This window comes from Xanthomonas vesicatoria ATCC 35937 (assembly GCF_001908725.1).
GTDB lineage: Bacteria > Pseudomonadota > Gammaproteobacteria > Xanthomonadales > Xanthomonadaceae > Xanthomonas > Xanthomonas vesicatoria.
In genome coordinates this window covers 4290844-4313670 of sequence record NZ_CP018725.1, presented here as the reverse complement: position 1 = coordinate 4313670, position 22827 = coordinate 4290844, and the positions used below count along the sequence as shown (strand labels likewise).

Sequence of the window (22827 nt, the reverse complement as noted above, 5' to 3'; positions counted from 1 at the left end):
CTTTCAGCCCAGGCAGGACACGAGCGGTGCCATACATCAGGTGATGCAGTACTGCACGCAGCTAGGCGCGCGACGATCAGCGCGCACGCGGCAATGCAGCGATTACTTGACCCGCGTGTACTCGGTATCGCCCGTGCTCAGACGACCCGTTGCCTCATCGATCGCATAGTTCACCGTGCCGGTGCCACTGGATACCTGCAGCACCCCCTTGGTCAGCAGCGCCGGATAGTTTCGGGTCCTGACGCCGCTGCCGAACAGCTCCGGCGTGGTGTCGCGAATGATGAAGCTCTCGCCGTTGTGCTCGATGCTCAGCACATTCTTCTGCGACTTCACATTGACCCACTTGCCCACGTACTGCTCGCCAACATCGCGCGCGCACCCGGTCAACAACACCATCGCAACCAGCGCACTTCCAAGCAGCGTCTTCATCGCCACTCCATCTCGATCCGGGGCCTTGCAGGATGGCAAGTCCCTGTCGAGCTCGCAAGGTATTGGCCCTAGCGAAAAGTGCTTACGCGCAGCGTCTGTTGAATGCAACGCAGCGCGTTGCTTCACCGGAGGCAACAACGACACCTTCTAAAAATCCCATGACCTGTTCAATCGATAAAACCCGGGCAAAGCCCTGCAGGTCGCAGATCCTGATCGGACCCGCGTACACGCAACTATCGCCATGCCAGCGCGAGCCGCGGAACGGCATGCCACTGAGTTCGCGGCAGTGATTGCCGAACACTGCATCAAAAAAGGAACGACACGCTGCCGCAACCACAGTCCTCATGGCGGCGACTCACGCGCGGCCACAAAAAAACCGGCTTTCGCCGGTTTCATTTGACTCTGAATTCATGGTGGGCGGTACAGGGTTCGAACCTGTGACCCTTGCCGTGTGAAGGCAATGCTCTACCGCTGAGCTAACCGCCCGTTGACGCGAGCCGCACATTATAGGGCAGCTGCGACAATCGTCAACAGGTGTTTATGCGGGCCTCTCGCAGGCCAGCACTGCAATCCGGTCACCCTTGCTAGGCATACGTCTGCAATGGATTGGGCCGCACTCAAAAACATCCACCAACACGCCGGATCGCCCTGGCAGCAGCCCGGATCACATCGTATGGGTGGGCTTGTCCGAGGTGGTCAGGCCGGCCAGCAGGGTTTCGATCTTGTTGCGTACCGCCTCGCCTTCCGGGCCGTCAGGGAACTGCACGCCGATGCCGGCGGCGCGGTTACCCTGCGCGCCCGCAGGCGTGGTCCAGATCACCTTGCCGGCCACCGGCAGGCGCTCGCTGGAATCGGGCAGGGTCAGCAGCAGGAAGACTTCGTCGCCCAGCATGTAGCGTTTGGGCGTGGGGACAAAAATACCGCCGCCTTTGACGAACGGCATGTACGCGCTGTAGAGCGCCGGCTTGTCTTTCAACGCCAGCGACAAAATGCCTTGGCGTGCATTCATTGCACTCATCGAGTTCCCCTAGAACGTGGCTGGTGCGCTCCCTCGCGCCAGGCCAGCAACAATTCCGTCACTGCCAGGTCGGCGCGGACGGTGGTGCGCAGCAGGTCGCGTGTGCGATTGGCGGCGTCGAACCAGGTCGCCAGCTTGTGCAACCGCGATGGATCGGTCAAGCCGGCCGAGGCCTGCGCCAAGGCCAGGTCGGCGGCGTGGCGCAACCGCTGATCGGCCTGGCCATCGTTGGTCCAGCGCTGCGCAACCTCCACCGCCCCGGCGCGACCGTTGGCGATCTGCTCCAGATCCTGTGCCACCGCACGACGCACCGCCAGGCCATCCTCGCGCAACCACTGCGCGGCCAGCCCCGGATGGCCGCGCGCAGCCTCCAGCGCGTCCTGCGCGGCGCGCTCGCTGACGCCTTGCGCCAGCAGCCAGGCCAGCGCCTCGTGCGCAGGCGGCAGCTTGAATTCCAGGCGCTGGCAGCGGCTGCGGATGGTGGCGGGCAAACGCGCCGGCTGCGCACTGATCAGCCACAGGTAACGGCCGGGCGACGGCTCTTCCAGGGTCTTGAGCAAGGCATTGCAGGCGGCGCGGTTGATCGCATCGGCCGGGTCGACGATCACCACCTGGGCAATGCCGTACTGCGGCGTCAGCGACAGTTTTTGCGAAATCTCGCGCACCTGTTCGATGACGATCTCGGTGCGCAGCTTGTCGCCGGTGCGGTTGGGAATGAACGAGATCAGCTGCAGGTCCGGATGGGTGCCGGCGGCGATCAATTGCCGCGTGCGCTGCGCCAGCGCCGGGTCCGGCGAACTGGCCAGCACATGCTCGGCCAGCGCCAGTGCGACAGCGCGCTTGCCCAACCCTTCCGGGCCACAGATCAGCAGCCCGTGCCCGAGCCGGCCGGCGTCCAACGCCGCCACGGTTTGATCGAAGGCGCGTTGCTGCCAGGGCGAAAATGCGGCGGTCATGGGGTGGGCTCCGTCTGCGGCGTGCTCGGCAGGCGGCGGCGCTGCAGATAGCGCGCCACCGCCGCGTTGTGTTCGGCCAACGTGGCCGAAAACGCATGCGCGCCGGTGCCGTCGCCAACGGCGACGAAATACAGCGCATCGCCGGGGGCCGGGCGCACCGCGGCCAGCAAGGCCTCGCGGCCCGGCATCGCAATCGGCGTGGGGGTCAGGCCGGTGCGGGTATAGGTGTTGTACGGGGTATCGGTGGTCAGGTCGCGGCGACGGATATTGCCGTCGTAGCTGCTGCCGATGCCGTAGATCACGGTGGGGTCGGTCTGCAGCTTCATGCCCATCTGCAGGCGACGCAGGAACACCCCGGCGATCAACGGCCGTTCGCTACCCAGCGCGGTTTCCTTTTCGATGATGGAGGCCAGGATCAACGCCTGCTCCGGCGAGCTCAGCGGTACGTTGGCGGCGCGCTGCTCCCAGACCTGCGCCAGCGCCTTGTCCATCGCTGCGTGGGCGCGCTTGAGCACATCCAGATCGCTGTCGCCGCGCTGATACAGATAGGTCTCCGGAAGGAAGCGGCCTTCCGGGTGCTGGTTGGCGAAACCCAGCCGCGCCATCAACGCGGCGTCATCCAGCGTGCCGATGGTCTGCTGCAACGGCGTGGCGGTGGCGATCGCGGCGCGCAGCTGACGGAAGTTCCAACCTTCCACGATGGTGAAACGGTATTGGATCACCCGCCCCTGGCGCATGCGCGTCAGCAGCTCGCGCGGCGACAACGCCGGCGCCAGCGCGTACTCGCCCACCTTGAGCTTGCCGGCCGCATCGACCTGACGCGCCAGCAGCTGCCATTCCAGATCGGTGCCCTGCGCCACGCCGGCCTCGCGCAATTTGCGCAAGGTCGCCTTGAGCGAATCACCGGGCGCAATCACCACGCTGGGCGCGCTCGCAGGCACGGGCGTATCGGCGAAGTGCAGGTAATGCCGCCATGCCACCAGCGCGGCAATCGCCAACAGCGCCACCAGCAGCAATGCCGTGCCCAGCACGGCCAGACATCCGCGTTTGCCAGTCATTGCCACATCCACCTCGTCATTGCCCCAGCGCCGCGCAGGATACCGCGCGCCGGTGATGTCGCGTTGAAGCGCTCATGCCTGCTCGATCGCACGCAGCACGCCACGCGCCTTGGCGCGGGTTTCGTCCAGCTCGCGTTGCGGATCCGAGTCCACCACGATGCCGGCACCGGTGCGGAAGCGCACCTGCTCGCCAGCCACCTCCGCGGTGCGGATCAGGATGTTCAGATCCATGTCGCCATCGCGGTTGAGCCAACCGAACGCGCCGGTGTAGGCGCCGCGCGCGGTCTGTTCGAGCTCGGCGATGATCTGCATGCAACGCACCTTTGGACAACCGGTGATGGTGCCACCCGGAAATACAGCCGCAATCACCTCGCCCGGAGTGACCCCGTCGCGCAGACGGCCGCGCACGTTGCTGACGATGTGATGCACGTGCGCATAGCTTTCCACCGCCATCAGCTCGTCCACTTCCACCGTCCCGGGGGCACAGATGCGGCCCAGGTCGTTGCGCTCCAGGTCGATCAGCATCACGTGCTCGGCGCGTTCCTTCGGATGGCCGACCAGCTCGCGGATGCGCGCCGCATCGTCGTCGCCGGCAAAGCGCGCGCGCGTGCCGGCAATCGGGCGGGTCTGCACCGCATCGCCGTGCACCGACACCAGCCGCTCGGGCGAGGAACTCACCACCGCACGCCCGGCCGCCACGAACACGCCAGCGAACGGCGCAGGGTTGGCCGAACGCAACCGGGCGTGCAGCGCCGCCGGATCCACCGCAGCGGCAAAGCGTGCGTTCCAGGCGCGCGAGATATTGGCCTGGAACACATCGCCGGCACGCAGGTAATCCAGCACCCGCTGCACCGCATCGGTAAAACGCTGGGGGGCATCTTCGTCCACCGCAACCGGCCCGACCCAGGCCGGCAATGGTGGCAGCGCGGCGCACGCAGCAATGTCTTGGACAATCCGCTGCAGCAAGTCCTCGCGACCCGGTTCGGCCAGCGCGATGCAGCGGCCTTCCACGCGGTCACGCAACACCGCTGCCGGCGCGCGCAAGGCAAGCGCGCTCGGAAGGCGGTCGGTCCGCGCGGGCAACTGCAGGATCGGCTCGACCTGGGAGGCCAGTTCGTAATCCAGCAACACCGCCCAACCGCCACGGAACGGCAATGCACCGGTTGCATCGCGCGGCACCCGTTCGGCGTGCCAGGCGGCATCCAGCGCGTCCAGGAAAGTGCAGTCCAGTACCCGCCCATCGCCATCGCGCGTGCGGCCGTCCCGGTCCAGCCGCAAGCTGCCACCGTCGGCAAGCAGCAACACGTCCCAGCGCCCGTGCTCGGTACCGGAGGCAGTGGATTCCAGCAACGCCGGATACCGCTGCGGCGCCAGGCGATGCAGCGCCAGCAAATCGATGTCCGCGTGCAGTGATCGGGTGAGCGTCATCGGTCCGGGGCGGCGTGAGATACGAAAGCGCGCCGCCTTCTAAAAGGCAGCGCGCGCGATGGGTGGATCAGAACTAGTTCGAACCGACACTGTGCAGTTGGCCGCACGAACGTGCTCGCGGCGGACTGTTGCGCGACGCGTGGTGCGACAGCACCGACGCGCCGACTCAGAGGCGCTTGAACACCAGCGTGCCGTTGGTGCCGCCAAAGCCGAAGCCGTTGGACATCACCGCATCCACCTGGACTTCGCGCGCCACGTTCGGCACGTAATCCAGGTCGCAGCCTTCGCTGGGCTCTTCCAGGTTGATGGTCGGCGGGATGATGCCGGTGTGCAGCGCCATCACCGAGAAGATCGCCTCCGCACCGCCGGCTGCGCCGAGCAGGTGGCCGGTCATCGACTTGGTCGAGCTGACCATGGTCTTGTAGGCGTGGTCGCCCAACGCGCGCTTCATCGCCAGCGTTTCGGCCAGATCGCCCAGCGGCGTGGAGGTGCCGTGCGCGTTGAGGTAACCGATCTGCTCGGGATTGAGCTTGGCATCGCGCATGGCCGCGACCATGCTGCGCGCCGCGCCTTCGCCGTCTTCGCTGGGGGCGGTCATGTGGAAGGCATCGGAGCTTGCACCAAAGCCGACCAGCTCGGCATAGATGCGCGCGCCACGCGCCTTGGCGTGTTCGTACTCTTCCAGCACCAGCACGCCGGCGCCATCGCCCAGCACGAAACCATCGCGCTGCTTGTCCCAGGGACGCGATGCAGCAGCGGGGTCGTCGTTCCGGGTGGACATCGCCTTCATTGCACAGAAGCCGCCCACCGAACTCGGCGAGGACCCGCGCTCGGCGCCGCCGGCCAGCATCACGTCGGCATCGCCGTACTGGATCATGCGCATCGCCGTGCCGATCGAGTGATTGGACGTGGCGCAGGCGGACACGGCCGAGAACGTCGGGCCCTTCAGGCCTTTGATCAGGCTCACCTGGCCCGGCAGCATGTTGATGATGGTGCTGGGCACATAGAACGGCGAAATCTTGCGCGCGCCGCCCTCATGAAATTTGATGGTCTGCTCTTCGATGCCGAGCAGCCCGCCGATGCCGGAGCCGAGGATGGCGCCAATGCGTTCGGCATTGCTTTCGTCGATCTCCAGGCCGGAATCGTCCAACGCCATGAACGAGGCGCCGACACCGTAGTGGATGAACGAATCCATCTTCTTGACGTCCTTGGCGGACACAAAAAGCGTGGGGTCGAAATTCTTGATTTCGCCGGCGATCTTGGTGGTGAACTGCGAGGCATCGATCTGCGTGATCGAGCCAATGCCGGAGCGCCCGTGGATGATCCCATCCCAGCTGCTGGCCAGATCATTGCCCAGCGGCGACACCATGCCCATGCCGGTAACGACAACACGACGACTCATTGCAGATCTCCTCACCACGGAACGGACGGTGCTTGCGGTTTGCGGGTGACGCTTGAAAAACACAGGGCCGCATCAGCGGCCCCATGGAATGTCTGACGCAGCAGCGGCGCAATGCACGCCACCGCAGTCAGGAACAACGCATCAGCTCTTGACGTGAGCCTTGACGTAGTCGATCGCCTGCTGGACCGAGGTGATCTTCTCGGCCTCTTCGTCCGGGATCTCGCACTCGAACTCTTCTTCCAGCGCCATCACCAGCTCGACGGTGTCCAGCGAGTCGGCACCCAGGTCATCGACGAACGATGCGCTGGTGGTGACTTCCTCTTCCTTGACGCCGAGTTGTTCGACGACGATTTTCTTGACGCGTTCTTCGATGGTGCTCATTGGGGATATCGCTCCAGCTGGAGTAGTGGTGGTACGAAAAAAACGCCATCGCCAATGCGATGGCCGCGTTGGATAGTGTAGTGGAAGCGCCCGAGCCTTGCATTGCATCACAAGTCCCGGCCGATCAGCCACTTAGCACCTCCCGGCGCCGCACGCTCACGGCATGTACATGCCACCGTTGACGTGCAGGGTCTCGCCAGTGATGTAGCGGGCAGTCGGGCCGGCCAGGAAGGCCACCGCATTGGCGATGTCCTCCGGCGCGCCCAGATGCCCGAGCGCGATCTGCTGCAGCAGGCCAGCCTTGGCCTCCTTCGGCAATGCCTTGGTCATGTCGGTATCGATGAAACCGGGCGCCACCACATTCACGGTGACCCCGCGCGACCCGATTTCCTTGGCAAGCGATTTGGAGAACGCAATGATGCCGGCCTTGGCCGCGGCGTAGTTGGTCTGCCCGGGATTGCCGGTCACTCCGACCACCGATGCGATATTGACGATGCGGCCTTTGCGCGCCTTCATCATGCCGCGCATCACCGCCTTGGACGTGCGGAAGACGCTGGTCAGGTTGGTGTCGATGATGGCTTGCCAGTCGTCGTCCTTCATCCGCATCAACAGGTTGTCGCGGGTGATGCCGGCGTTGTTGACCAGGATCGAGATCGCGCCGAACTCCTTGCCGATCGCATCGATCAGGCCATCGACCGCGGCGGCGTCGGTGACGTTAAGTTCGCGACCGTGACCGCCGTGGGCCGCCAGCCGCTCGCCGATTGCCGTGGCACCGGAGGCCGAGGTGGCGGTGCCGATGACGGTGGCGCCCTGGGCGGCCAAGGTATCGGCAATGGCCGCACCGATGCCGCGACTGGCGCCGGTGACGAGGGCGACTTCGCCCTGCAGAGGCTTGCTCATGACTACTGTTCCTCGAAGGAGGACGCTGCGGTTACATCGCGAGCGTCGAGGGATGTCGGTATCACCGGCACATGCGTCGGATCAGTGCGCCCACGCATCGAGCGCGCCGGCGTAATCGGCCGGCGTGGCCAGCGGACGAGCGTCCAGGCTCTTGTCGATGCGCTTGATCAGCCCGCTCAACACCTTGCCCGGGCCGCATTCGGCGATCCTGGTGATGCCCTGGGCCGCCAGCGCCTGCACGCAGCCGGTCCACTGCACCGGCAGGTACAACTGCTCGACCAGGGCCTGGCGAATCGCCGCGCTGCCGTCGTGCACGCGCGCATCGACGTTCTGCACCACCAGAATCTGCGGGGCGTGCCAGCTCAACCCGGCCATCGCTTCGGCGAGCTGATTGGCCGCATCGCGCATCAACGGGGTGTGCGAGGGCACGCTCACCGCCAACTTGACCGCCTTGCGCACGCCGCGCTCGGCCAGCAAGGCCAGCGCACGGTCCACTGCTGCGGCATCGCCCCCGATCACGATCTGGCCGGGCGAGTTGAAGTTGGCCGGCACCACCACCTGACTGCCGGACGCCTCGACACAGACGTCCTGCACCAGAGCGTCGTCGGCGCCCAGCACGGCAGCCATTGCACCGACACCGGCCGGGGCCGCAGACTGCATGAACTGCCCGCGCAGCCGCACCAGGTGCGCACCGTCATGCAGCGACAAGGCGCCTGAGGCCACCAGCGCGGTGTATTCGCCCAGGCTATGCCCGGCAAGCAGGGCCGGACGCGCACCGCGCTGCGCGGTCCACAGCCGCCACACCGCCACGCCCGCCGCCAACAGTGCTGGCTGGGTGTATTCGGTACGGTTGAGCATCTCTTCCGGGCCGCCCTGGGACAGCGCCCAGAGGTCGACACCGGCGCCCTCGGAGGCTTCGGCAAACGTTTCGCGAACCTGCGGGTGCAGTTCGGACAGTTCGGCCAGCATCCCCAAGGACTGCGAGCCCTGGCCGGGAAAGACGAAGGCAAGAGTGGATTCGGTCACGCGCGGCTGCCTGCAAAAATCGAGCCGGGATGATACGTGCGAAATCGCCCGGGCGTCTGTACTGCCGCGTATGCAGCGGGGTCTGCAGCAACGCTCGCCGGGCTGGACGAATCGCTGGAGCGGGCCAATGTGGCCATCGATACCCCTTTTCACGCATACGGCCGATGAGGGCGTCGGAGCGAACGCATCAGCCTGGAAAGAGATTGGACTTACGCGTGGCGGGGTGCGTGCAGAGTGCCCCTGGCGCGACGCGGACGGGCGCGTCGGCATCGCAAGGCCGCGCCCGAACAAGCGAGCCGTGTGGCGTTGGATCAGCGCAGCTTGGTCGCAGTCAAGCCCACTTGCGGAGAATCATCTCCCGCGCATGCCGCTCGCCAAGTCGCATCTGGCTCGCCGATTGGCCCCACATCAACGACCGCACGGAATTCCGCCACAGCGAGGCGCGCCAAAGAGCGGCGCGGGCGCATGGCACCCCAGCCCCAGCAACGCGCGCAAGATGAAGAAACCGAGCTTAGACCGGACGATTGCAGCGGCAATGCGGCTTGCGCCGGTGCACTGCCCAGCGATGACGTCGGATTGGAGTCGGTCTATGCAGGACTCGGCGTCCTGACAAGGCCAGACCCTGCCTGCGAACGCGGCAGGGGTCTGCGGAACTCAGTAGCGCAGCAGCGCCGAGCCCCAGGTAAATCCACCACCGAACGCTTCCAGTAGCAGCAATTGGCCGCGCTGCACGCGCCCCGAGCGGACCGCTTCGTCCAGCGCGAGCGGCACAGAAGCCGACGACGTGTTGCCATGGCGATCCACGGTGACCACCACCTGCTCCATCGGCAAATCCAGCCGCTTGGCGGTGGCTTCGATGATGCGCAAATTGGCCTGATGCGGGATCAGCCAATCCAGATCGTGCTTGTCGTAGCCGTTCGCGGCTAGGGTCTCATCGACCACCGAATCCAGCGCCTTGACCGCATATTTGAAGACGTCGTTGCCCTTCATCAGCAACGCGCCACCGCCATTCTTGCCTTCGCCGAACCCGACCGACACGCCCACCGGGTCCCACAGCAGCTCTTTCTTGCTGCCGTCGGCATGCAGATGGGTGCTGAGGATGCCGGTCTCTTCGTCGGCCTTGAGGATCACCGCGCCGGCACCGTCGCCGAACAGCACGCAGGTTGTGCGGTCTGTCCAGTCGACGATACGGGTCAGTGTTTCTGCCCCCACCACCAGCACGGTCTTGGCATCGCCGCTGCGTACGAACTTGTCGGCCACGCTGAGCGCATAGACAAAGCCCGAGCAGGCGGCGTTGACGTCCATCGCGCCGCAACCGACGTTGCCCAGCCGGGCCTGCAGCAGGCAGGCCGTGGACGGAAAAATCAGGTCGGGTGTGGTGGTGCCAATGACGATCAGGTCGATCTCGTCGGCAGTGACACCGGCCGCTTCCATCGCCTTCAGCGAGGCGAAATACGCCAGATCGCTGGTGGTCTGGTCGTCGGCAACGATGTGACGCTCACGGATACCAGTGCGCGAGAAGATCCATTCATCGCTGGTGTCGACGATCTTGGACATGTCGTCGTTGGTCAACACCTTTTCGGGCAAATAACTACCCGTGCCCGCGATTCTGGAATAGATCCGCTTGCTCATGCTGTTTCCTGGTGCAAGAGCCGCGGTGATTGGCGGCTCCGGAAGTATCGAGGGTCACCCGCCAACCAAACTGCGGCGGGCGCCACGGATCAATCTTCTTGGACGGCCGACGACTTGGTCGCGATCACCTTCTTGCCACGGTAGTAACCGTCAGCGGTGATGTGGTGGCGCAGATGGATCTCGCCGCTGGTCGGATCGGTCGACAGCTGCTTGGCGGTCAGGGCATCGTGCGAACGACGCTGGCCGCGACGGGACGGGGTGACACGGGATTTCTGCACAGCCATGGGATTGCTCCAACTTTAGTTCGATAACTTGTCTGTTGAGTCGAACAGCACGCTCTACGCCCGCGTCGACCTGTCTTTCCGCCCTTAACAGCGGCGGTTACTGTTTCTTCAACGCTGCCAGCGCCGCGAACGGACTGGCCTTGTCTTGCTCTTCCTGGCTCGGCACCCACTCAGCCTCGACGGCCTCGCTGCCCGGCGCCATCGGCACCACGGGGACCGACAGCACCAGTTCGTCCTCCACCAGATCCGTCGCCCGCAACATGCCGTCGTCGGGCACCAGCAAGGCTTCGTAATCGGGCGGCAACGCCGCTTCTTCGTCCTCGTCGCGGATCAGGCCAAGGCGCTGCCTGATCTGCACCGGGTACAGAAAACGCTGCAAAGTGCGCTGGCAGGCCAGCGGCAGCTCGACATCGATGCTGAGTTCGACATAGGCGACCTTGAGCAGATCGTCCTGATCGAACTGGAGCGAATAGACACATTCGCCTTCGGTATCGACCAGACTCCCCTGCAAACGGGTCATCGCAGATAGCGGGATGCGGCCATCGAAGCGCCTGCGCGCTGCGACCATCCGCCAAGCATCCAGCATTTCGGGTACGTTCGCGGACATAAGCCGCAGAATGTTAAAGACCCGCAGTAGCCATGTCAAATACACCCATTCACATGTGCCGCAAGGCGCGCGGGCTGGCAGACTCCCCTGCCCGCCTCCATCGACGTTCATGATGCCACGCCTGATCCTCGCCTCCACCTCTCTCTACCGGCGCGACCTGCTCGGCCGCCTGCGACTGGACTTCACCACCGTCCGCCCGGAGGTCGACGAACAGGCGCTTCCGGGCGAGGCGCCGAGCGCACTGGCCAGCCGTCTGGCGGCCGAAAAGGCTGCCGCCGTGGCGGCGCAGGCGCCCGAGGCCTGGGTCATCGGCTCGGACCAGGTGGCCGATCTGGATGGCCAGGCCCTGGGTAAACCGGGAACGCTGGAACAGGCGCGCGCGCAGCTGAGCGCCATGTCCGGGCGCGTGGTGCGCTTCCACACCGCTGTCAGCCTGATCGGCCCCGAGCAGCGCCTGCACGCGTGCGACGTGACCGAGGTACAGCTGCGCCCGCTGACACCCGTGGAGATCGAGCGCTACCTGGTCGCCGAGCCCGCGCTGGATTGCGCCGGCAGCTTCAAGTGCGAAGGCCTGGGCATCAGCTTGTTCGATGCGATTCGCTCGCAAGACCCAACCGCTTTGGTCGGCCTACCGCTGATCGCACTGGCGCGGCTGTTGCGGCAGGCCGGGTTTGCGATTCCGTAAGACCAGCGCGGCTGCGGCAACGCCGCTCAGTCGAATGCGATCGCAAGTGACCATGAAGTCGCAGCCCCCACCGTCACGACGGCGCGACTGCAGCAGGATGGCCGAGCACGACTGCCTGTCTCTGCCCGACTGCACGCCACACTGGCCGGTTGCGTTACTCCGGGCGAGCGAGTTCGCAGAACTGGTACGGGTATTGGGCTTGTCCGACATGCGAGGACAAGGTGCGACAACGTGACGGATCCAGAGTCAGCCCATACGCAACCAGACGCTGCTGCGCGGACACGCGCACCGCACGATCTGCAGCGGCGATATCGAGCGCCTTGCCCTTGGGCACCTGCAGCACGCAGCGACCTGGCGACTCCACTTGCAGCTCGGCACGTAGACCGCGGGCGATCAACCAACGCAACCGCGTGCACCGAGGCTGCGTGTCCCAGCCAAACTGCTGCGCCCAGCCGTTCATGCGATCGATCCGCAATTGCTGCTTGTCGCGCGTCGCACCCAACATCGCGTACAGCTGCGGGCGCTCGGCGATCAAGGCACTGACCCGCTCGCGGTACTGATCAGTCTCGGAGAGATTGGTCGCCACGCCGATGTAACGAGCCTGCTGCGGCAACAGCGGCACGCGCCAGGACTGCGGCTCGTCGCCGACCAGCAGCACCGTGGATGCCGCAGGATCGACAAGCGCCGGTTGCTCGACCTGAAAACTGTCGCGCGCCCATGCCTCATGCCCCCAGTCCTTCCATCCCACCACCGCAACCAGCGCGCACACACCGATCAACCACCCAGCCTTGCGATCTGCATTCACCGCAAAGGCATGCCGGCACACGACCCACAACACCAATGGCGCAAGCAGCTCCAGCACCAGCAGGTAGCGGTGGATGCTGAAAACCGCTTGCCACAGCGCGTAGGCAGTGCCGAAGAACACCAGCAGCACCACCGCTGCCCGATCACGCTTGGTCGCGGGTAGGGAGCGACGCAGCACGATGCGTCCTGCTGCCATCAGCGTGACCGCATACAACACTGCCCACCCCGCCTGCACCAGACCGAGATCGCCAACGCGTTGCGGCTTGAGCGTAAACAGCAGCGGCCAGATCAGGTGTTCGCCGATGCCGCGCGGCAACCAGCGGACATCGGCAATCGACACCGGCTGCGCCAGCGGCGACTTGAACACGCCGTTGAATTGCGGAAACAGCGGATTGCCCAGGTGTTGCCAGACCTGCCAATACCAGGGCCCGGCCAGCAACAGCAAGACCAGCACCGCGACACCGGCAAGGACGCTCAACCCCAGAACCCGCGAGCGCATGCGCCCGCCGTCGCACAACACCGCCGGTGCCAGCGCCAGCGCGTACAACGCATTGGTGAGCTTGAGCGCGATCGCCAGACCGATCAGCACGCCGGCAACGGCCCACAACCACGCAACGCGTCGACCCTGCCGCGCCTTGGCCTGCGCCAACAGCACGATCGCCAGCGACGCCAGCACCGGAATCGCGCTGGCGGTATCGCCCATGGTGTTGCCCAGTTCGGACAGGAACACCGCACTGCACATGCCGGCCAGCGCGAACAGCGGAGCCCACCGTGCACGTCGCGATTCATTGGTCAGCACGCGCCACGCCACCGCCGCCAGCGGAATGAACACCACCGCATGCAGCGCGCCCAAGAGCGCCCCGACCAGTGGCCCGGGCAGATGCAACATCAACCAGGCATGCAGGACATCGAGCAGCGGGCTGAAATAGCTCTGCATCTGCGCCGGCGCCAGATCCACGCCCAGACGGTCATGGGTCCACGCGTCGCCGATGTAGAGATGGTAATTGCGCAAGTCCCAATTGGCGTCCTGACCAAGACCGAGCGAGAGCAGCGCGCCGAGCAGCAGCACGGCCATCACCGCGGTGATGACCTGGCGCTGCGAATGAAAGCCGAAACGGCTATCCGCCCAGTGCAACAAACGCTGCAGACGCATCGCCCCGGTCACCGATGCCATCAATGCGTCCCCTTGTCATGCGAGGCGGCCACACGATGGCCTACGCCCGGCTCGGCGAGATACGCCAGATGTTTTGCTTCCACGCGCCCACGCGTGACCGTATCCAGGATCAGCCCGCAGGCCAGCAACAGAAAGCCAAGCAGCATCAGCGCCACGCACAGGATTGCGGTCGGAAAGCGCGGTACCAAACCGGTTTGCAGATAGGTCTCGAACAATGGGACCGCCAGTACGATCGACAGCGTGGCACTGAGCGCAAACCCGATCGAGAAAAACAACAACGGCCGCTCGGCCTTGAACAGTTTTGCAATCGTGGTGAGGATGCGCCAGCCGTCGCGCCAGGTATTTAACTTGCTCTGCGACCCTTCCGGGCGCACGCCATATGCTGTCTCGACTTCGGCCACCGGCATGCGCAGCTGCAAGGCATGCACGGCAAGCTCGGTTTCGGTCTCGAAGCCATGCGCATGTGCCGCAAACGATTTGACGTAGCGCCGCGAAAACACCCGGTAGCCGGACAGCATGTCGTCGAAACTGCGCCCGAACAGCACCCCCGCGCAGCGCGTCAGCAGCACATTGCCCAGCCGGTGCCCTGGCCGGTAGGCGGCCTGCTGTTGATCGCGACGCGCGCCGACCACCATGTCCAGCCGTTCGTCGATGAGCTTGCGCACCAGCGCCGGCGCGGCAGCCGCGTCGTACGTCGCATCGCCATCGACCAGAACGTAGATGTCGGCTTCGACATCGGCAAATCCACGCCGCACCACATTGCCCTTGCCTTGCAAGGCAACGCGGCACACCTGCGCACCAGCCGCCGCAGCGTTGGACGCAGTGGCGTCGCTGGAGTTGTTGTCTAGCACGTGGATGGCCGCACCCGGCAATGCCGCAGCGAAATCGCCGACCACATCGGCAACGGTCGCCGCCTCGTTATGGCATGGCACCAGCACGGCGATTCGAAACCCGGACAGATGTGCGGGATGGGCAACGGGCAAGGCGTGGGTCATTGCGTGATCTAAGGTGCAGAAACGGTGACAGGCTGTTCCCACCAATCCTCGACGCTGCCGTCGCGGCCGTGCAGGCGCAAACCTAACCAATGCGTGCCGGGTGGCAACGCGCGCGCATCGAGCGTGGCGGAGAAGCCGACGTTGGGGTGCTGCGGGTCGGTGGAGATCTTCCAGTACGGGCGAACATCCATCGGGCTGCCGTAGTCCGCTTGCGCGACTGGACGGCCATCGAGGAGCAACTCCACGTCGGCCAGGCCGATGCCATCCTTGAACGCCCAACCGCGCACCTGGACCTGGCCGGTCACGCGCACATCCGGCAGCGGCGCATCGATCCAGGCCATCGCCGGGGCGACGCACGGACCTGGCGAGCGTTGCGCCGGCAGTGCGAACAGCAGAAAACGTTGATACCCGTGATCGGTGGACACCACCGTAGGCGGTGGCAACGGCCCGACCATGTCGCAGATGGCGTGATAGCGCTTGAGCAGGTCGCGGTAGCGCTGATCGCTGGGCGACAGCACCAGCAATCGCGGTCCGTCACGCGTGCCGTCGCTGAGCAGGCCCCATTGCTGCAATTGCGCGCTGCGCCCGTGCTTGTCGTTCAAGTCGGCACGCAAGACTTCGATCTGCGCATCGTGCAGCTGAAAGCCGAGTTCGGCGCCCACCTTGAAGTTCTCTGCCAGCACGCGCGTGCCCGGCGGCATCTGTGCCAGCTGACGCTTGACCGCACGCGCCAGATCGTTCCAGCCGGCGAAATTGCGTGGGTAGTATTTTTCGCCGGCCGCATGCGCGCGGATCGATGGCACCGACACCGCCAGGTAATAGCCGTAAGCCCCCAGCGTGCCGAGCAGCGCCAGCAACCATGCGGCACGGCGCAGCGGAAGCGGCCAACGCAACAGGATCACCGGCACCGCCACCAGCAACGCCAGATAGCCGGGCAGCGGCCAATGGAAACTGATGCGCTCGGCATCGCTGAAGAAGCCGAGCACGAAGATCGCCACGGTCGAGATGCCGCCCAGCAACCCGAAGTACCGCCATTGCGCCCGCGACCCGCCGCCGGAGCGCGTGCCGGCCAGGCTCACCTTGACCATGGCCCAGGCCAACAACGGCGTCACCGCCACTGTCTGGATCAACAGGAACAACAGCCCGCCGATCTGGAACCGCCACGGATGCCGGTCGACCAGTTGAAAGCGCAGCCCCGCCTCATCGTGGTCGGTGTTCCAAAACAGCAGCGGCAGCCAGCTCACCGCGCCCACCGTCAGGGCAAGCCAGATACGCGGGTCGCGCAGCACCGCACGTCCCTGCGGAATGCACAGCAGCGCGATGCAGCCCACGCCGATCACACCGACGAAGCGGTAATGGCTGAGCGCGCCGATGACCAGACCGATCGCAAGCTCCAGCGCACTGGTGGCATCGACCTCGCGCAGCAAGCGTGCGCCGGCATCCATGCATAGCACCGCGGCCAGGGCCATCGGTACGTCCGGTACAGCCAGCATGCCCAGCGTGGCCGACAGCGGCATCAGCAACGTCAGGCTGCCGGCCTGCCAGCCCAGGGTGGAGCCGAACCAGCGCGTGGCGATATGCGCAACCAGCCACGGCAGCAGCGCGGCGATGGCCAGAAACGGCAGCCGCAGCGCCAGCAGATGATGCCCACCGACTTCCACACCCAGGCGCGCCAGCCAGGCGGTCAGGCCCGGCAGATCCGAATACGCCGCAGCCAGGTGCTGGCCTTCCTGCCAATAAAAGGCCTCGTCCACGAACAGCGGCAGCCGTGCGGCGATCAACAGCTTGACGGCCGTCGCCAGTGTCCACAGGATCACGAAGGTGCGATGTGCGCGTTGGTCCCCCTGCATTGCCCTGTGCACTCTTCTTCCACCTACGGAATTGTGATGTCGACACCGCTGCGTTCCACGGAAATGCTAACCGATGCGCTGCGTCAATCGCTGCGGCGCGCGCAAGACCAGGTCAATTCGCTGCTGTTGGGCAAGGCGCAGGAAGTGCGACTGGCGTTCGTGGCGCTGCTCTCCGGCGGACATCTGCTGATCGAAGACCTGCCCGGCCTGGGCAAGACCACCCTCGCCCACGCGATGGCTTCCAGCCTGGGATTGGGCTTCCAGCGCGTGCAGTTCACCTCCGACCTGTTGCCGGCCGATGTGCTGGGCGTGTCGGTGTACGACGCGGCGTCGCGCCAGTTTCAGTTCCATCCCGGCCCGGTATTCACCCACGTCCTGCTGGCCGACGAAATCAATCGTGCGCCGCCGCGCACGCAGAGCTCGCTGCTCGAAGCCATGGCGGAACAGCAGGTCACCCTGGACGGCGTGACGCATGCCTTGCCGGAACCGTTCTTCGTGATCGCCACGCAGAATCCCGTCGACCTGTCGGGTACGTTTCCGTTGCCGGACTCGCAGCTGGATCGCTTTCTGTTGCGGCTCAGCCTGGGCTACCCCAGCGCCGATGCCGAACGTGCGTTGCTCTCCGGGGTGGACCGGCGCGAACTGATCGCCCAGGCCGCACCGCAGCTCAGCGATACCGACGTGGTCGCGCTGCGTGCGGTGGTCAGCCAGATCCACGCCAGCGATGCATTGATCGGCTACGTGCAGGCGCTGCTGTTGCGCAGCCGCCAGCATGCAGGCGTGCGCGTCGGCCTGTCGCCGCGTGCCGGCATCGCGCTGCTGCGTGCGGCCAAGGCCTACGCGTTACTGCTCGGGCGCGAGCACGTGCTGCCGGAAGACGTGCAGGCGCTGTTCGTGGCGGTGGCCGGGCATCGGCTGGTGCCGGAGGCCGAATCCTCGTCAGGGCCGGCGCTGGCCAAGGCGCTGCTGCACAGCGTGCCGGTGGACTGACCCAGGTGCGTGCACCCTTGCGCGGCCTAGGCCGCCGGCTCAGCCTGCTGGCCCGTCCGCGGGGAGCGGAAGCCTTGCCGATCATGCTGGATCGGCGGCGCATCTATGTGCTGCCCACCCGCTTCGGGCTGTTCGTCACCGCCCTGCTGCTGGCGATGCTGATGGGCGCGTTGAACTACAACAACAACCCGGCCCTGCTGCTGGCGCTGCTGCTGGCCACCGCCGGAATCGCCAGCAGCATCATGGCGCACCTGCAGCTGTCGGCGCTGCGCATCGAAGCGGTCTCGGCCGAACCGGTGGTCGCCGGCGAGCCGCTGCGGATGCGGGTGTCGCTGGCACGTCGCGATACTCGCCTCCGGCGCGGGTTGCGGCTGGACCATCTGCAAAGCAGCGGTTTCTGCTCGCTGGTCGAGCACGACATGGCCGAGGTCGACTTGCTGGTGCCCACCACGCAGCGCGGCTGGCAGGACATCGAACGCATCCGGCTGTCGAGCACCCAGCCACTGGGCCTGGTGCGGGCCTGGTCGTGGGTGTGGCCGGAAACCCCGCTGCTGGCCTACCCCAAACCCGAAGACCACGGCCCCACGTTGCCCGACGGCGCCGGCTCGCCCAACCAGACCCGACTGCACGCGCAAGGCGAAGAACTGCATCAGCTGCGCCCGTACCGCGCCGGCGATGCGCCGCGCACGATTTCCTGGAAGCATTCCGCGCGTCGCGACAGCTTGCTGGTACGCGAGTACGAACAGCCGCTCGGTATCGAGGTCACGCTGGACTGGCGCACGCTCCACGCACTGCCCTACGAACGCCGCATCGCGCGGCTCGCCCGCTGGGTCAATCTGGCCGAACGCGACGGGCGGCGTTACCGCTTGCTGCTGCCGGGCCAGCCGCCGCTCGGCCCTGCACAAGGCCCGTCCCACCACCACCTGTGCCTGCGCGCCCTGGCGCTGCTTCCCCATGACTGAGCCCTCGCTTCCGATCAGCCCAGCCAGTCGCGGCTGGGTGCTGGCAACCAGCTGGCTGGCACTGGCGCCGTTGCTGCTGCAGCTGCCCGGCCTGCTCGCCACCACCATTGCGGTGGCCGCGGTCCTGGTCGGCGTGCTGAGCTGGCGCGGCACGGTAATGGCGCCGGTGCGGGTGTTGCTGGTGATCGCGATGCTGGCAGCGGTGTACTGGCAGATCGGCATGCGCTTCGGCCGCGATACCGGTTGTGCGGTGCTGGCCGCGATGCTGGCAATCAAGGCCTCCGAACTGCGCACCTTGCGCGATGCGCGCAGCCTGCTCGGCTTTGCACTGTTCGCACCATTTGCGGCATTTCTGCTCGACCAGGGACCAACCACGATGGGCCTGGCGCTGCTGGCGGTGGTCACCGCCTTGCTCAGCATGCAGCGGCTGGCTGACGAAGAGCATCGCACCAGCACGCCTGCGCTACGCCTGCAGCTGCGCGGGATCGGCAAGCTGGTGGCCATCGGGGTGCCGCTGGCGCTGGCCACGTTCTGGTTGCTGCCGCGTCTGAGTTCGCCGCTGTGGGGGGTGCCCGAGCGCGCGCTGTCGCGGCCCGGCTTTTCGGACAACATGTCGCCGGGCGAATGGATTGACCTGATGGCCGACGACAGCCCGGCGCTGCGCGTGCAATTCACTGGCAAGGCGCCCCCGCCGCAGCAGCGCTATTGGCGGGGGCCGGTGATGTGGGATTTCGACGGCCGCACCTGGCAGCGCGCGCGCTGGACCGGTCGCGGCCAGACCGCATCGGTCACGCCCGGCCAGCAGACCTATCGGTATCGACTGGATTACGAGCCCACCGATCGTCGCCAACTGGTGTCGCTGGACCTGCCGACCCAGGCTGTCGCCAACGCCGAGCTGTCGCCAGACTACGAACTGTTCGCGCAGCGGCCCTTGAGCGCACTGACTCGCTGGGAACTGCAATCGGCGCCACCGGCACGTTTCGATACCGACCTGCCCGATCAATTGCGCAAACGCGCATTGACCCTGCCGCCCGGCTTCAATCCGCGCACCGTTGCGCTTGCCAGGCAATGGCGCGCAGAAGCTGGCAACAACGACGATGCCGTCGTGCAGCGCGCACTGGGATGGATCACCCGCGAATTCGCCTACACGCTGGATGCGCCACTGCTTGGCCGCAATAGCGTGGATGAGTTCCTGTTCCAGCAAAAAGCCGGGTTCTGCGAGCACTTCAGCTCCGCGTTCGTGGTGCTGATGCGCGCCGCCGACATTCCCGCACGCGTGGTCACCGGCTATGCCGGCGGCACCTACAACGGGCTGGGCAACTACTGGGTGGTGCGCCGCATGGATGCGCATGCCTGGACCGAGGTGTGGCTAGCGGGCCGCGGCTGGGTACGTGTAGACCCGACGGCCGCCGTAGCGCCGGAACGCATCTACGACACGCTGGAAGATCGCCTGCAAACCGACGGCAACAACTTCGCCCAGCTCGGTACCTGGGCCGGCCTGGGCCAAGTCAGCGACTGGCTGCGCCGCGGCTGGAACGATCTGGTGCTGTCCTTCAATGCCGATCGCCAACAACGGTTGCTGCAGCCGTTCGGCATCGACCGCCTGGAGCCTACCCAGCTGGCTGCCATCTTCGGTGTGTTCGCGGTCAGTGCATTGGCGTGGATGAGCTGGCTGCTGGCGCGCGGCGAACGCGAGCGCGACCCCCTGCTGCGTGCCTGGCATCGGCTGAGCCGGCGCTACGCCAAGCTGGGCCTTGCCCGCGAACCACACGAACCGGCCATTGACTGGGCGCAACGCGTCGCCCGATCCCACCCCAACACACCCCTGTTGGCACTCAGCCAACGTTTCGCTGCCGCGCGCTACGCTGGCGCTGATTCGGACAGCGCCTCACTCCTTAAAGATCTGCAGCAGCATCGCCCGCGAACCGGAGTTTCCTCATGAGTACTCGCTTTCTTTTTCCCATCGTCGCAGTGCTCGGGCTCGCAGCCTGCGCCACCGCGCCCAAGCCGCTGCAGGGCCAGTTCCCCACGGTCAGCCCGAGCGACTCCACCGCCAGCGCGCAGCTTGGCACCTCGGTGCGCTGGGGCGGGAAGATCATCCAGACCAAGCCGAGCCAGGGCCAGACCTGCTTCGAGTTGATTTCGCGCCCGCTCAACGCCAGCGGCCGTCCGGATCGCAATGCCGTGGATGCGAGCGACGGCCGCTTCCTGGCCTGCCGTTCGGGCTTCTATGACCCGGCGGTGTTCGAGCCCGGCCGCGAAGTAACCTTCATCGGCAAGATCGAAGGCTACGAGACCACCAAGATCGGCGAGTACGACTACAAGCTGCCCAAGGTGGCTGCAGACGTGGTCTACCTGTGGCCGGAAGTGCGCGACGTCGACGTGATTCCGGCGTATCCGTACGGTCCCTGGGGCGACCCGTGGGGTCCGCGCTGGGGCGGCGGTTGGGGCTGGGGCCGCGGCTGGTGGTAATTGGCTGCTAGTCAGCCGTGATGCAAAACGCCGCTCTTGAAGGAGCGGCGTTTTTTTGTGCGGGCCAAGACGCCTGCATTAGCACTTTTCTGCTGGATCCTTACTTCGCCATTTCGCCTACCTCGGCGCTGGGAGGGTGCAACAAGCCCTGCGGGCAGCGCATGCGTGGCTGCTGTGAGCGACGACTGGGTTGTGCATCGGCTCGCAATCGAATCGCAGCACTGGCGATCGACCATGCTCAACTTAGTCCTGCGCGTGACGCTCGACAGCCTGTTCGCTCACATCGGTGGCAAGGTCCAACGCTTCTGTCACGGCGTGCCGAAGCGGCCCAGCGGCGCACCGGCCAGCAGATGCAGATGGATATGGAACACCGTCTGCCCGGCATGTTCGCGGCAATTCATCACGATGCGGTAGCCATCCTGCGCCAGGCCCTGCTCACGCGCGTACGCGGCAGCGGCGAGCGCCAACTTGCCGACCAGCAGCCCCTGCTCCGGCGGGACGTCGTCCAAGGTCGGAATGGCATGCTGCTTGGGAATGAAGAGCACATGCACCGGCGCCTGCGGCGCGATGTCCTCGAAGCCCAGCACTTCGTCGTCTTCATAGACGATGGTGGCTGGGATTTCGCGACGGATGATTTTGCTGAAGATGGTGTCGGACATAAGTCGGGATTGGGAATTAGTCATTGGGGATTGGCAAGAGCTTACTCCGCGCGTCAACCGGCTTTTACCAATCCAAAATCCCGACTCCCCAATCCCAGCACTCAAAGCACCTCGCTGCGGGTGCCGAAGGCGTGCGACAGCGTTCCGCGATCCACATATTCCAGCTCGCCGCCCAGCGGCATGCCCTGGGCGAGCCGGCTCGGGCGCACGCCATGCTGGCGCGCCAACTGCGCCAGGTAGTGCGCGGTGGCCTCGCCCTCCACCGTGGCGTTGGTGGCGATGATCATTTCAGTGATTTCACCGGCGGCTAGGCGTTCGCCAAGTTGGTCCAGCCCCAGCTCGCGGGGGCCGATGCCATCCAGCGGCGACAGGCGTCCCTGCAGGATGAAATACACACCGCGGTAGCCGGTAGCGTGCTCGATCGCCAAACGGTCGGCTGGCGATTCCACCACGCACAGCTGCTGACGGTCGCGACTGACGTTGGCACAGATCGGGCAGATTTGCGCCTCGGTAAAATCGCGGCATTGCGCGCAATGACCGACCTTTTCCACCGCATTGGCAAGCGCCGTGGCCAGCCGCCGCCCACCCTCGCGCTCGCGCTCGAGCACGTGATAGGCCATGCGCTGCGCCGATTTCTGGCCTACGCCCGGCAACACCCGGAAGGCCTCGATCAGTTGGTCGAGAAGAGAGGACATTTGGTTGGGAATCGGGAATCGGGATTGGGGAATCGCAAAAGCGAAAGATGATCTCGCTCTTACGATTCCCGATTCCCCACTCCCGATTCCCCGCCTCTCAGAACGGCAACTTCATACCCGGCGGCAGCTGCATGCCGGCGGTGGCCGAGCCCATCCGGTCCTTGGATTCGGCGTCGATCTTGTTGGAGGCATCGTTGAAGGCGGCGGCGATCAGGTCTTCGGCCATTTCCTGGTCGGAGAGGATGCTGGGATCGATGCGCACCTTGCGGCACTCCTTGGCGCCGGTCAGCGTCACGCTGACCATCCCGCCGCCGGCGGTGCCGGTGACTTCCAGCTTGGCTAGCTCTTCCTGGGCGCGCTGCAGGTTTTCCTGCATCTTCTGCGCCTGCTGCATCAATTGGGCAATGTTTCCACGCATAG

General features: G+C 65.7%; 24 protein-coding genes and 1 tRNA gene. 5 read left to right on the top strand and 20 right to left on the bottom strand.

Annotation, left to right across the window (positions count from 1 at the left end; genetic code table 11):
• Nucleotides 1-102: 102 nt before the first annotated feature.
• From BJD12_RS18905 to BJD12_RS18845, 14 genes are all read right to left on the bottom strand, one after another.
• Entirely contained in the window at nucleotides 103-429 is a 327-nt protein-coding gene (locus BJD12_RS18905) for a hypothetical protein (RefSeq protein ID WP_005995243.1), read from the bottom strand.
• A gap of 82 nt (nucleotides 430-511) precedes the next feature.
• The gene (locus BJD12_RS24355; protein ID WP_126936638.1) at nucleotides 512-775 is read right to left on the bottom strand and encodes a hypothetical protein; all 264 of its coding nucleotides are present in this window, start codon (nucleotides 773-775) and stop codon (nucleotides 512-514) included.
• Between the two features lie 65 nt (nucleotides 776-840).
• Nucleotides 841-915: transfer RNA gene (locus BJD12_RS18900), tRNA-Val, on the bottom strand.
• Between the two features lie 178 nt (nucleotides 916-1093).
• Nucleotides 1094-1447 (bottom strand): PilZ domain-containing protein, encoded by a 354-nt coding sequence (locus BJD12_RS18895; protein WP_003483889.1) that lies wholly within the window; start codon nucleotides 1445-1447, stop codon nucleotides 1094-1096.
• Nucleotides 1444-2403, bottom strand: a complete 960-nt coding sequence (locus BJD12_RS18890) for a DNA polymerase III subunit delta' (protein WP_005995240.1) — start codon at nucleotides 2401-2403, stop codon at nucleotides 1444-1446. The genes BJD12_RS18895 and BJD12_RS18890 overlap by 4 nt, the downstream gene beginning before the upstream one ends.
• Nucleotides 2400-3473: an endolytic transglycosylase MltG gene (gene mltG, locus BJD12_RS18885; RefSeq protein WP_042828344.1), complete on the bottom strand. Its 1074-nt coding sequence runs from the start codon at nucleotides 3471-3473 to the stop codon at nucleotides 2400-2402. The genes BJD12_RS18890 and mltG overlap by 4 nt, the downstream gene beginning before the upstream one ends.
• A gap of 60 nt (nucleotides 3474-3533) precedes the next feature.
• Nucleotides 3534-4889 carry an aminodeoxychorismate synthase component I gene (locus tag BJD12_RS18880; RefSeq protein WP_005995237.1) on the bottom strand — a complete coding sequence of 452 codons (1356 nt, stop codon included), beginning with the start codon at nucleotides 4887-4889 and terminating at the stop codon, nucleotides 3534-3536.
• Nucleotides 4890-5055: 166 nt separating this feature from the next.
• Nucleotides 5056-6291 carry a beta-ketoacyl-ACP synthase II gene (gene fabF, locus BJD12_RS18875; RefSeq protein ID WP_039424979.1) on the bottom strand — a complete coding sequence of 412 codons (1236 nt, stop codon included), beginning with the start codon at nucleotides 6289-6291 and terminating at the stop codon, nucleotides 5056-5058.
• 141 nt (nucleotides 6292-6432) lie between these two features.
• Nucleotides 6433-6672 carry an acyl carrier protein gene (gene acpP / locus BJD12_RS18870; RefSeq protein ID WP_002814322.1) on the bottom strand — a complete coding sequence of 80 codons (240 nt, stop codon included), beginning with the start codon at nucleotides 6670-6672 and terminating at the stop codon, nucleotides 6433-6435.
• Nucleotides 6673-6828: 156 nt separating this feature from the next.
• Nucleotides 6829-7572: a 3-oxoacyl-ACP reductase FabG gene (gene fabG / locus BJD12_RS18865; RefSeq protein ID WP_005995232.1), complete on the bottom strand. Its 744-nt coding sequence runs from the start codon at nucleotides 7570-7572 to the stop codon at nucleotides 6829-6831.
• A gap of 81 nt (nucleotides 7573-7653) precedes the next feature.
• Nucleotides 7654-8598: an ACP S-malonyltransferase gene (gene fabD, locus BJD12_RS18860; RefSeq protein WP_005995229.1), complete on the bottom strand. Its 945-nt coding sequence runs from the start codon at nucleotides 8596-8598 to the stop codon at nucleotides 7654-7656.
• Between the two features lie 654 nt (nucleotides 8599-9252).
• Nucleotides 9253-10230 (bottom strand): beta-ketoacyl-ACP synthase III, encoded by a 978-nt coding sequence (locus BJD12_RS18855; protein WP_005995227.1) that lies wholly within the window; start codon nucleotides 10228-10230, stop codon nucleotides 9253-9255.
• Between the two features lie 89 nt (nucleotides 10231-10319).
• Nucleotides 10320-10514 carry a 50S ribosomal protein L32 gene (rpmF, locus tag BJD12_RS18850; protein WP_003483870.1) on the bottom strand — a complete coding sequence of 65 codons (195 nt, stop codon included), beginning with the start codon at nucleotides 10512-10514 and terminating at the stop codon, nucleotides 10320-10322.
• A 97-nt stretch (nucleotides 10515-10611) separates the two neighbouring features.
• Nucleotides 10612-11121: a YceD family protein gene (locus tag BJD12_RS18845; RefSeq protein WP_005995225.1), complete on the bottom strand. Its 510-nt coding sequence runs from the start codon at nucleotides 11119-11121 to the stop codon at nucleotides 10612-10614.
• Between the two features lie 109 nt (nucleotides 11122-11230).
• On the opposite strand from BJD12_RS18845, the gene BJD12_RS18840 reads away from it, so the two are divergent.
• Nucleotides 11231-11806, top strand: coding sequence for a Maf family protein (locus BJD12_RS18840; protein ID WP_005995223.1), 576 nt, complete (start codon nucleotides 11231-11233; stop codon nucleotides 11804-11806).
• 154 nt (nucleotides 11807-11960) lie between these two features.
• Here the strand turns inward: BJD12_RS18840 and BJD12_RS18835 are convergent, their stop codons facing one another.
• The 3 genes from BJD12_RS18835 to BJD12_RS18825 are packed head-to-tail and all read right to left on the bottom strand — an operon-like array spanning nucleotide 11961 to nucleotide 16629.
• Nucleotides 11961-13784 (bottom strand): hypothetical protein, encoded by a 1824-nt coding sequence (locus BJD12_RS18835; RefSeq protein WP_005995222.1) that lies wholly within the window; start codon nucleotides 13782-13784, stop codon nucleotides 11961-11963.
• On the bottom strand, nucleotides 13784-14779 hold the full coding sequence (locus tag BJD12_RS18830) for a glycosyltransferase (protein ID WP_005995221.1): 996 nt from the start codon (nucleotides 14777-14779) through the stop codon (nucleotides 13784-13786). Before BJD12_RS18830 ends, BJD12_RS18835 begins: the two co-directional genes overlap by 1 nt.
• 8 nt (nucleotides 14780-14787) lie before the next feature.
• A complete protein-coding gene (locus tag BJD12_RS18825) occupies nucleotides 14788-16629 on the bottom strand; it encodes a glycosyltransferase family 39 protein (RefSeq protein ID WP_005995220.1) in 1842 nt (613 codons plus the stop codon).
• Nucleotides 16630-16665: 36 nt separating this feature from the next.
• Between BJD12_RS18825 and BJD12_RS18820 the strand changes: the two genes are divergently transcribed.
• From BJD12_RS18820 to BJD12_RS18805, 4 genes are read left to right on the top strand one after another with little or no spacing between them, the layout of a single operon-like run.
• On the top strand, nucleotides 16666-17619 hold the full coding sequence (locus tag BJD12_RS18820) for an AAA family ATPase (protein WP_039424986.1): 954 nt from the start codon (nucleotides 16666-16668) through the stop codon (nucleotides 17617-17619).
• A 5-nt stretch (nucleotides 17620-17624) separates the two neighbouring features.
• On the top strand, nucleotides 17625-18581 hold the full coding sequence (locus tag BJD12_RS18815) for a DUF58 domain-containing protein (protein ID WP_042828342.1): 957 nt from the start codon (nucleotides 17625-17627) through the stop codon (nucleotides 18579-18581).
• On the top strand, nucleotides 18574-20523 hold the full coding sequence (locus BJD12_RS18810) for a transglutaminase TgpA family protein (RefSeq protein ID WP_005995217.1): 1950 nt from the start codon (nucleotides 18574-18576) through the stop codon (nucleotides 20521-20523). Before BJD12_RS18815 ends, BJD12_RS18810 begins: the two co-directional genes overlap by 8 nt.
• A complete protein-coding gene (locus tag BJD12_RS18805; RefSeq protein ID WP_005995216.1) occupies nucleotides 20520-21053 on the top strand; it encodes a Slp family lipoprotein in 534 nt (177 codons plus the stop codon). Before BJD12_RS18810 ends, BJD12_RS18805 begins: the two co-directional genes overlap by 4 nt.
• A 308-nt stretch (nucleotides 21054-21361) precedes the next feature.
• On the opposite strand, the gene BJD12_RS18800 is transcribed toward BJD12_RS18805, so the two are convergent.
• The 3 genes from BJD12_RS18800 to BJD12_RS18790 all read right to left on the bottom strand — a co-directional run bounded on the left by BJD12_RS18800 (nucleotide 21362) and on the right by BJD12_RS18790 (nucleotide 22825).
• On the bottom strand, nucleotides 21362-21712 hold the full coding sequence (locus BJD12_RS18800) for a histidine triad nucleotide-binding protein (protein ID WP_005995215.1): 351 nt from the start codon (nucleotides 21710-21712) through the stop codon (nucleotides 21362-21364).
• A 101-nt stretch (nucleotides 21713-21813) separates the two neighbouring features.
• Complete coding sequence (recR, locus tag BJD12_RS18795) at nucleotides 21814-22407, bottom strand: recombination mediator RecR (protein WP_005995214.1); 594 nt, start codon at nucleotides 22405-22407, stop codon at nucleotides 21814-21816.
• 97 nt (nucleotides 22408-22504) lie between these two features.
• Nucleotides 22505-22825, bottom strand: a complete 321-nt coding sequence (locus BJD12_RS18790) for a YbaB/EbfC family nucleoid-associated protein (RefSeq protein WP_005913896.1) — start codon at nucleotides 22823-22825, stop codon at nucleotides 22505-22507.
• Nucleotides 22826-22827: the final 2 nt, after the last annotated feature.

Bases quoted from the DNA above. Each gene is read 5' to 3' on its own strand.
- BJD12_RS18890 (WP_005995240.1), bottom strand. From the start codon at position 2,403: ATGACCGCCGCATTTTCGCCCTGGCAGCAACGCGCCTTCGATCAAACC.
- BJD12_RS18835 (WP_005995222.1), bottom strand. From the start codon at position 13,784: ATGGCATCGGTGACCGGGGCGATGCGTCTGCAGCGTTTGTTGCACTGG.
- BJD12_RS18855 (WP_005995227.1), bottom strand. From the start codon at position 10,230: ATGAGCAAGCGGATCTATTCCAGAATCGCGGGCACGGGTAGTTATTTG.
- BJD12_RS18800 (WP_005995215.1), bottom strand. From the start codon at position 21,712: ATGTCCGACACCATCTTCAGCAAAATCATCCGTCGCGAAATCCCAGCC.
- fabG (WP_005995232.1), bottom strand. From the start codon at position 7,572: ATGAGCAAGCCTCTGCAGGGCGAAGTCGCCCTCGTCACCGGCGCCAGT.
- BJD12_RS18805 (WP_005995216.1), top strand. From the start codon at position 20,520: ATGAGTACTCGCTTTCTTTTTCCCATCGTCGCAGTGCTCGGGCTCGCA.
- BJD12_RS18820 (WP_039424986.1), top strand. From the start codon at position 16,666: ATGTCGACACCGCTGCGTTCCACGGAAATGCTAACCGATGCGCTGCGT.
- BJD12_RS24355 (WP_126936638.1), bottom strand. From the start codon at position 775: ATGAGGACTGTGGTTGCGGCAGCGTGTCGTTCCTTTTTTGATGCAGTG.
- fabF (WP_039424979.1), bottom strand. From the start codon at position 6,291: ATGAGTCGTCGTGTTGTCGTTACCGGCATGGGCATGGTGTCGCCGCTG.
- BJD12_RS18880 (WP_005995237.1), bottom strand. From the start codon at position 4,889: ATGACGCTCACCCGATCACTGCACGCGGACATCGATTTGCTGGCGCTG.
- acpP (WP_002814322.1), bottom strand. From the start codon at position 6,672: ATGAGCACCATCGAAGAACGCGTCAAGAAAATCGTCGTCGAACAACTC.
- recR (WP_005995214.1), bottom strand. From the start codon at position 22,407: ATGTCCTCTCTTCTCGACCAACTGATCGAGGCCTTCCGGGTGTTGCCG.
- BJD12_RS18845 (WP_005995225.1), bottom strand. From the start codon at position 11,121: ATGTCCGCGAACGTACCCGAAATGCTGGATGCTTGGCGGATGGTCGCA.
- BJD12_RS18830 (WP_005995221.1), bottom strand. From the start codon at position 14,779: ATGACCCACGCCTTGCCCGTTGCCCATCCCGCACATCTGTCCGGGTTT.
- BJD12_RS18840 (WP_005995223.1), top strand. From the start codon at position 11,231: ATGATGCCACGCCTGATCCTCGCCTCCACCTCTCTCTACCGGCGCGAC.
- BJD12_RS18895 (WP_003483889.1), bottom strand. From the start codon at position 1,447: ATGAGTGCAATGAATGCACGCCAAGGCATTTTGTCGCTGGCGTTGAAA.
- BJD12_RS18810 (WP_005995217.1), top strand. From the start codon at position 18,574: ATGACTGAGCCCTCGCTTCCGATCAGCCCAGCCAGTCGCGGCTGGGTG.
- BJD12_RS18905 (WP_005995243.1), bottom strand. From the start codon at position 429: ATGAAGACGCTGCTTGGAAGTGCGCTGGTTGCGATGGTGTTGTTGACC.
- BJD12_RS18825 (WP_005995220.1), bottom strand. From the start codon at position 16,629: ATGCAGGGGGACCAACGCGCACATCGCACCTTCGTGATCCTGTGGACA.
- BJD12_RS18790 (WP_005913896.1), bottom strand. From the start codon at position 22,825: ATGCGTGGAAACATTGCCCAATTGATGCAGCAGGCGCAGAAGATGCAG.
- rpmF (WP_003483870.1), bottom strand. From the start codon at position 10,514: ATGGCTGTGCAGAAATCCCGTGTCACCCCGTCCCGTCGCGGCCAGCGT.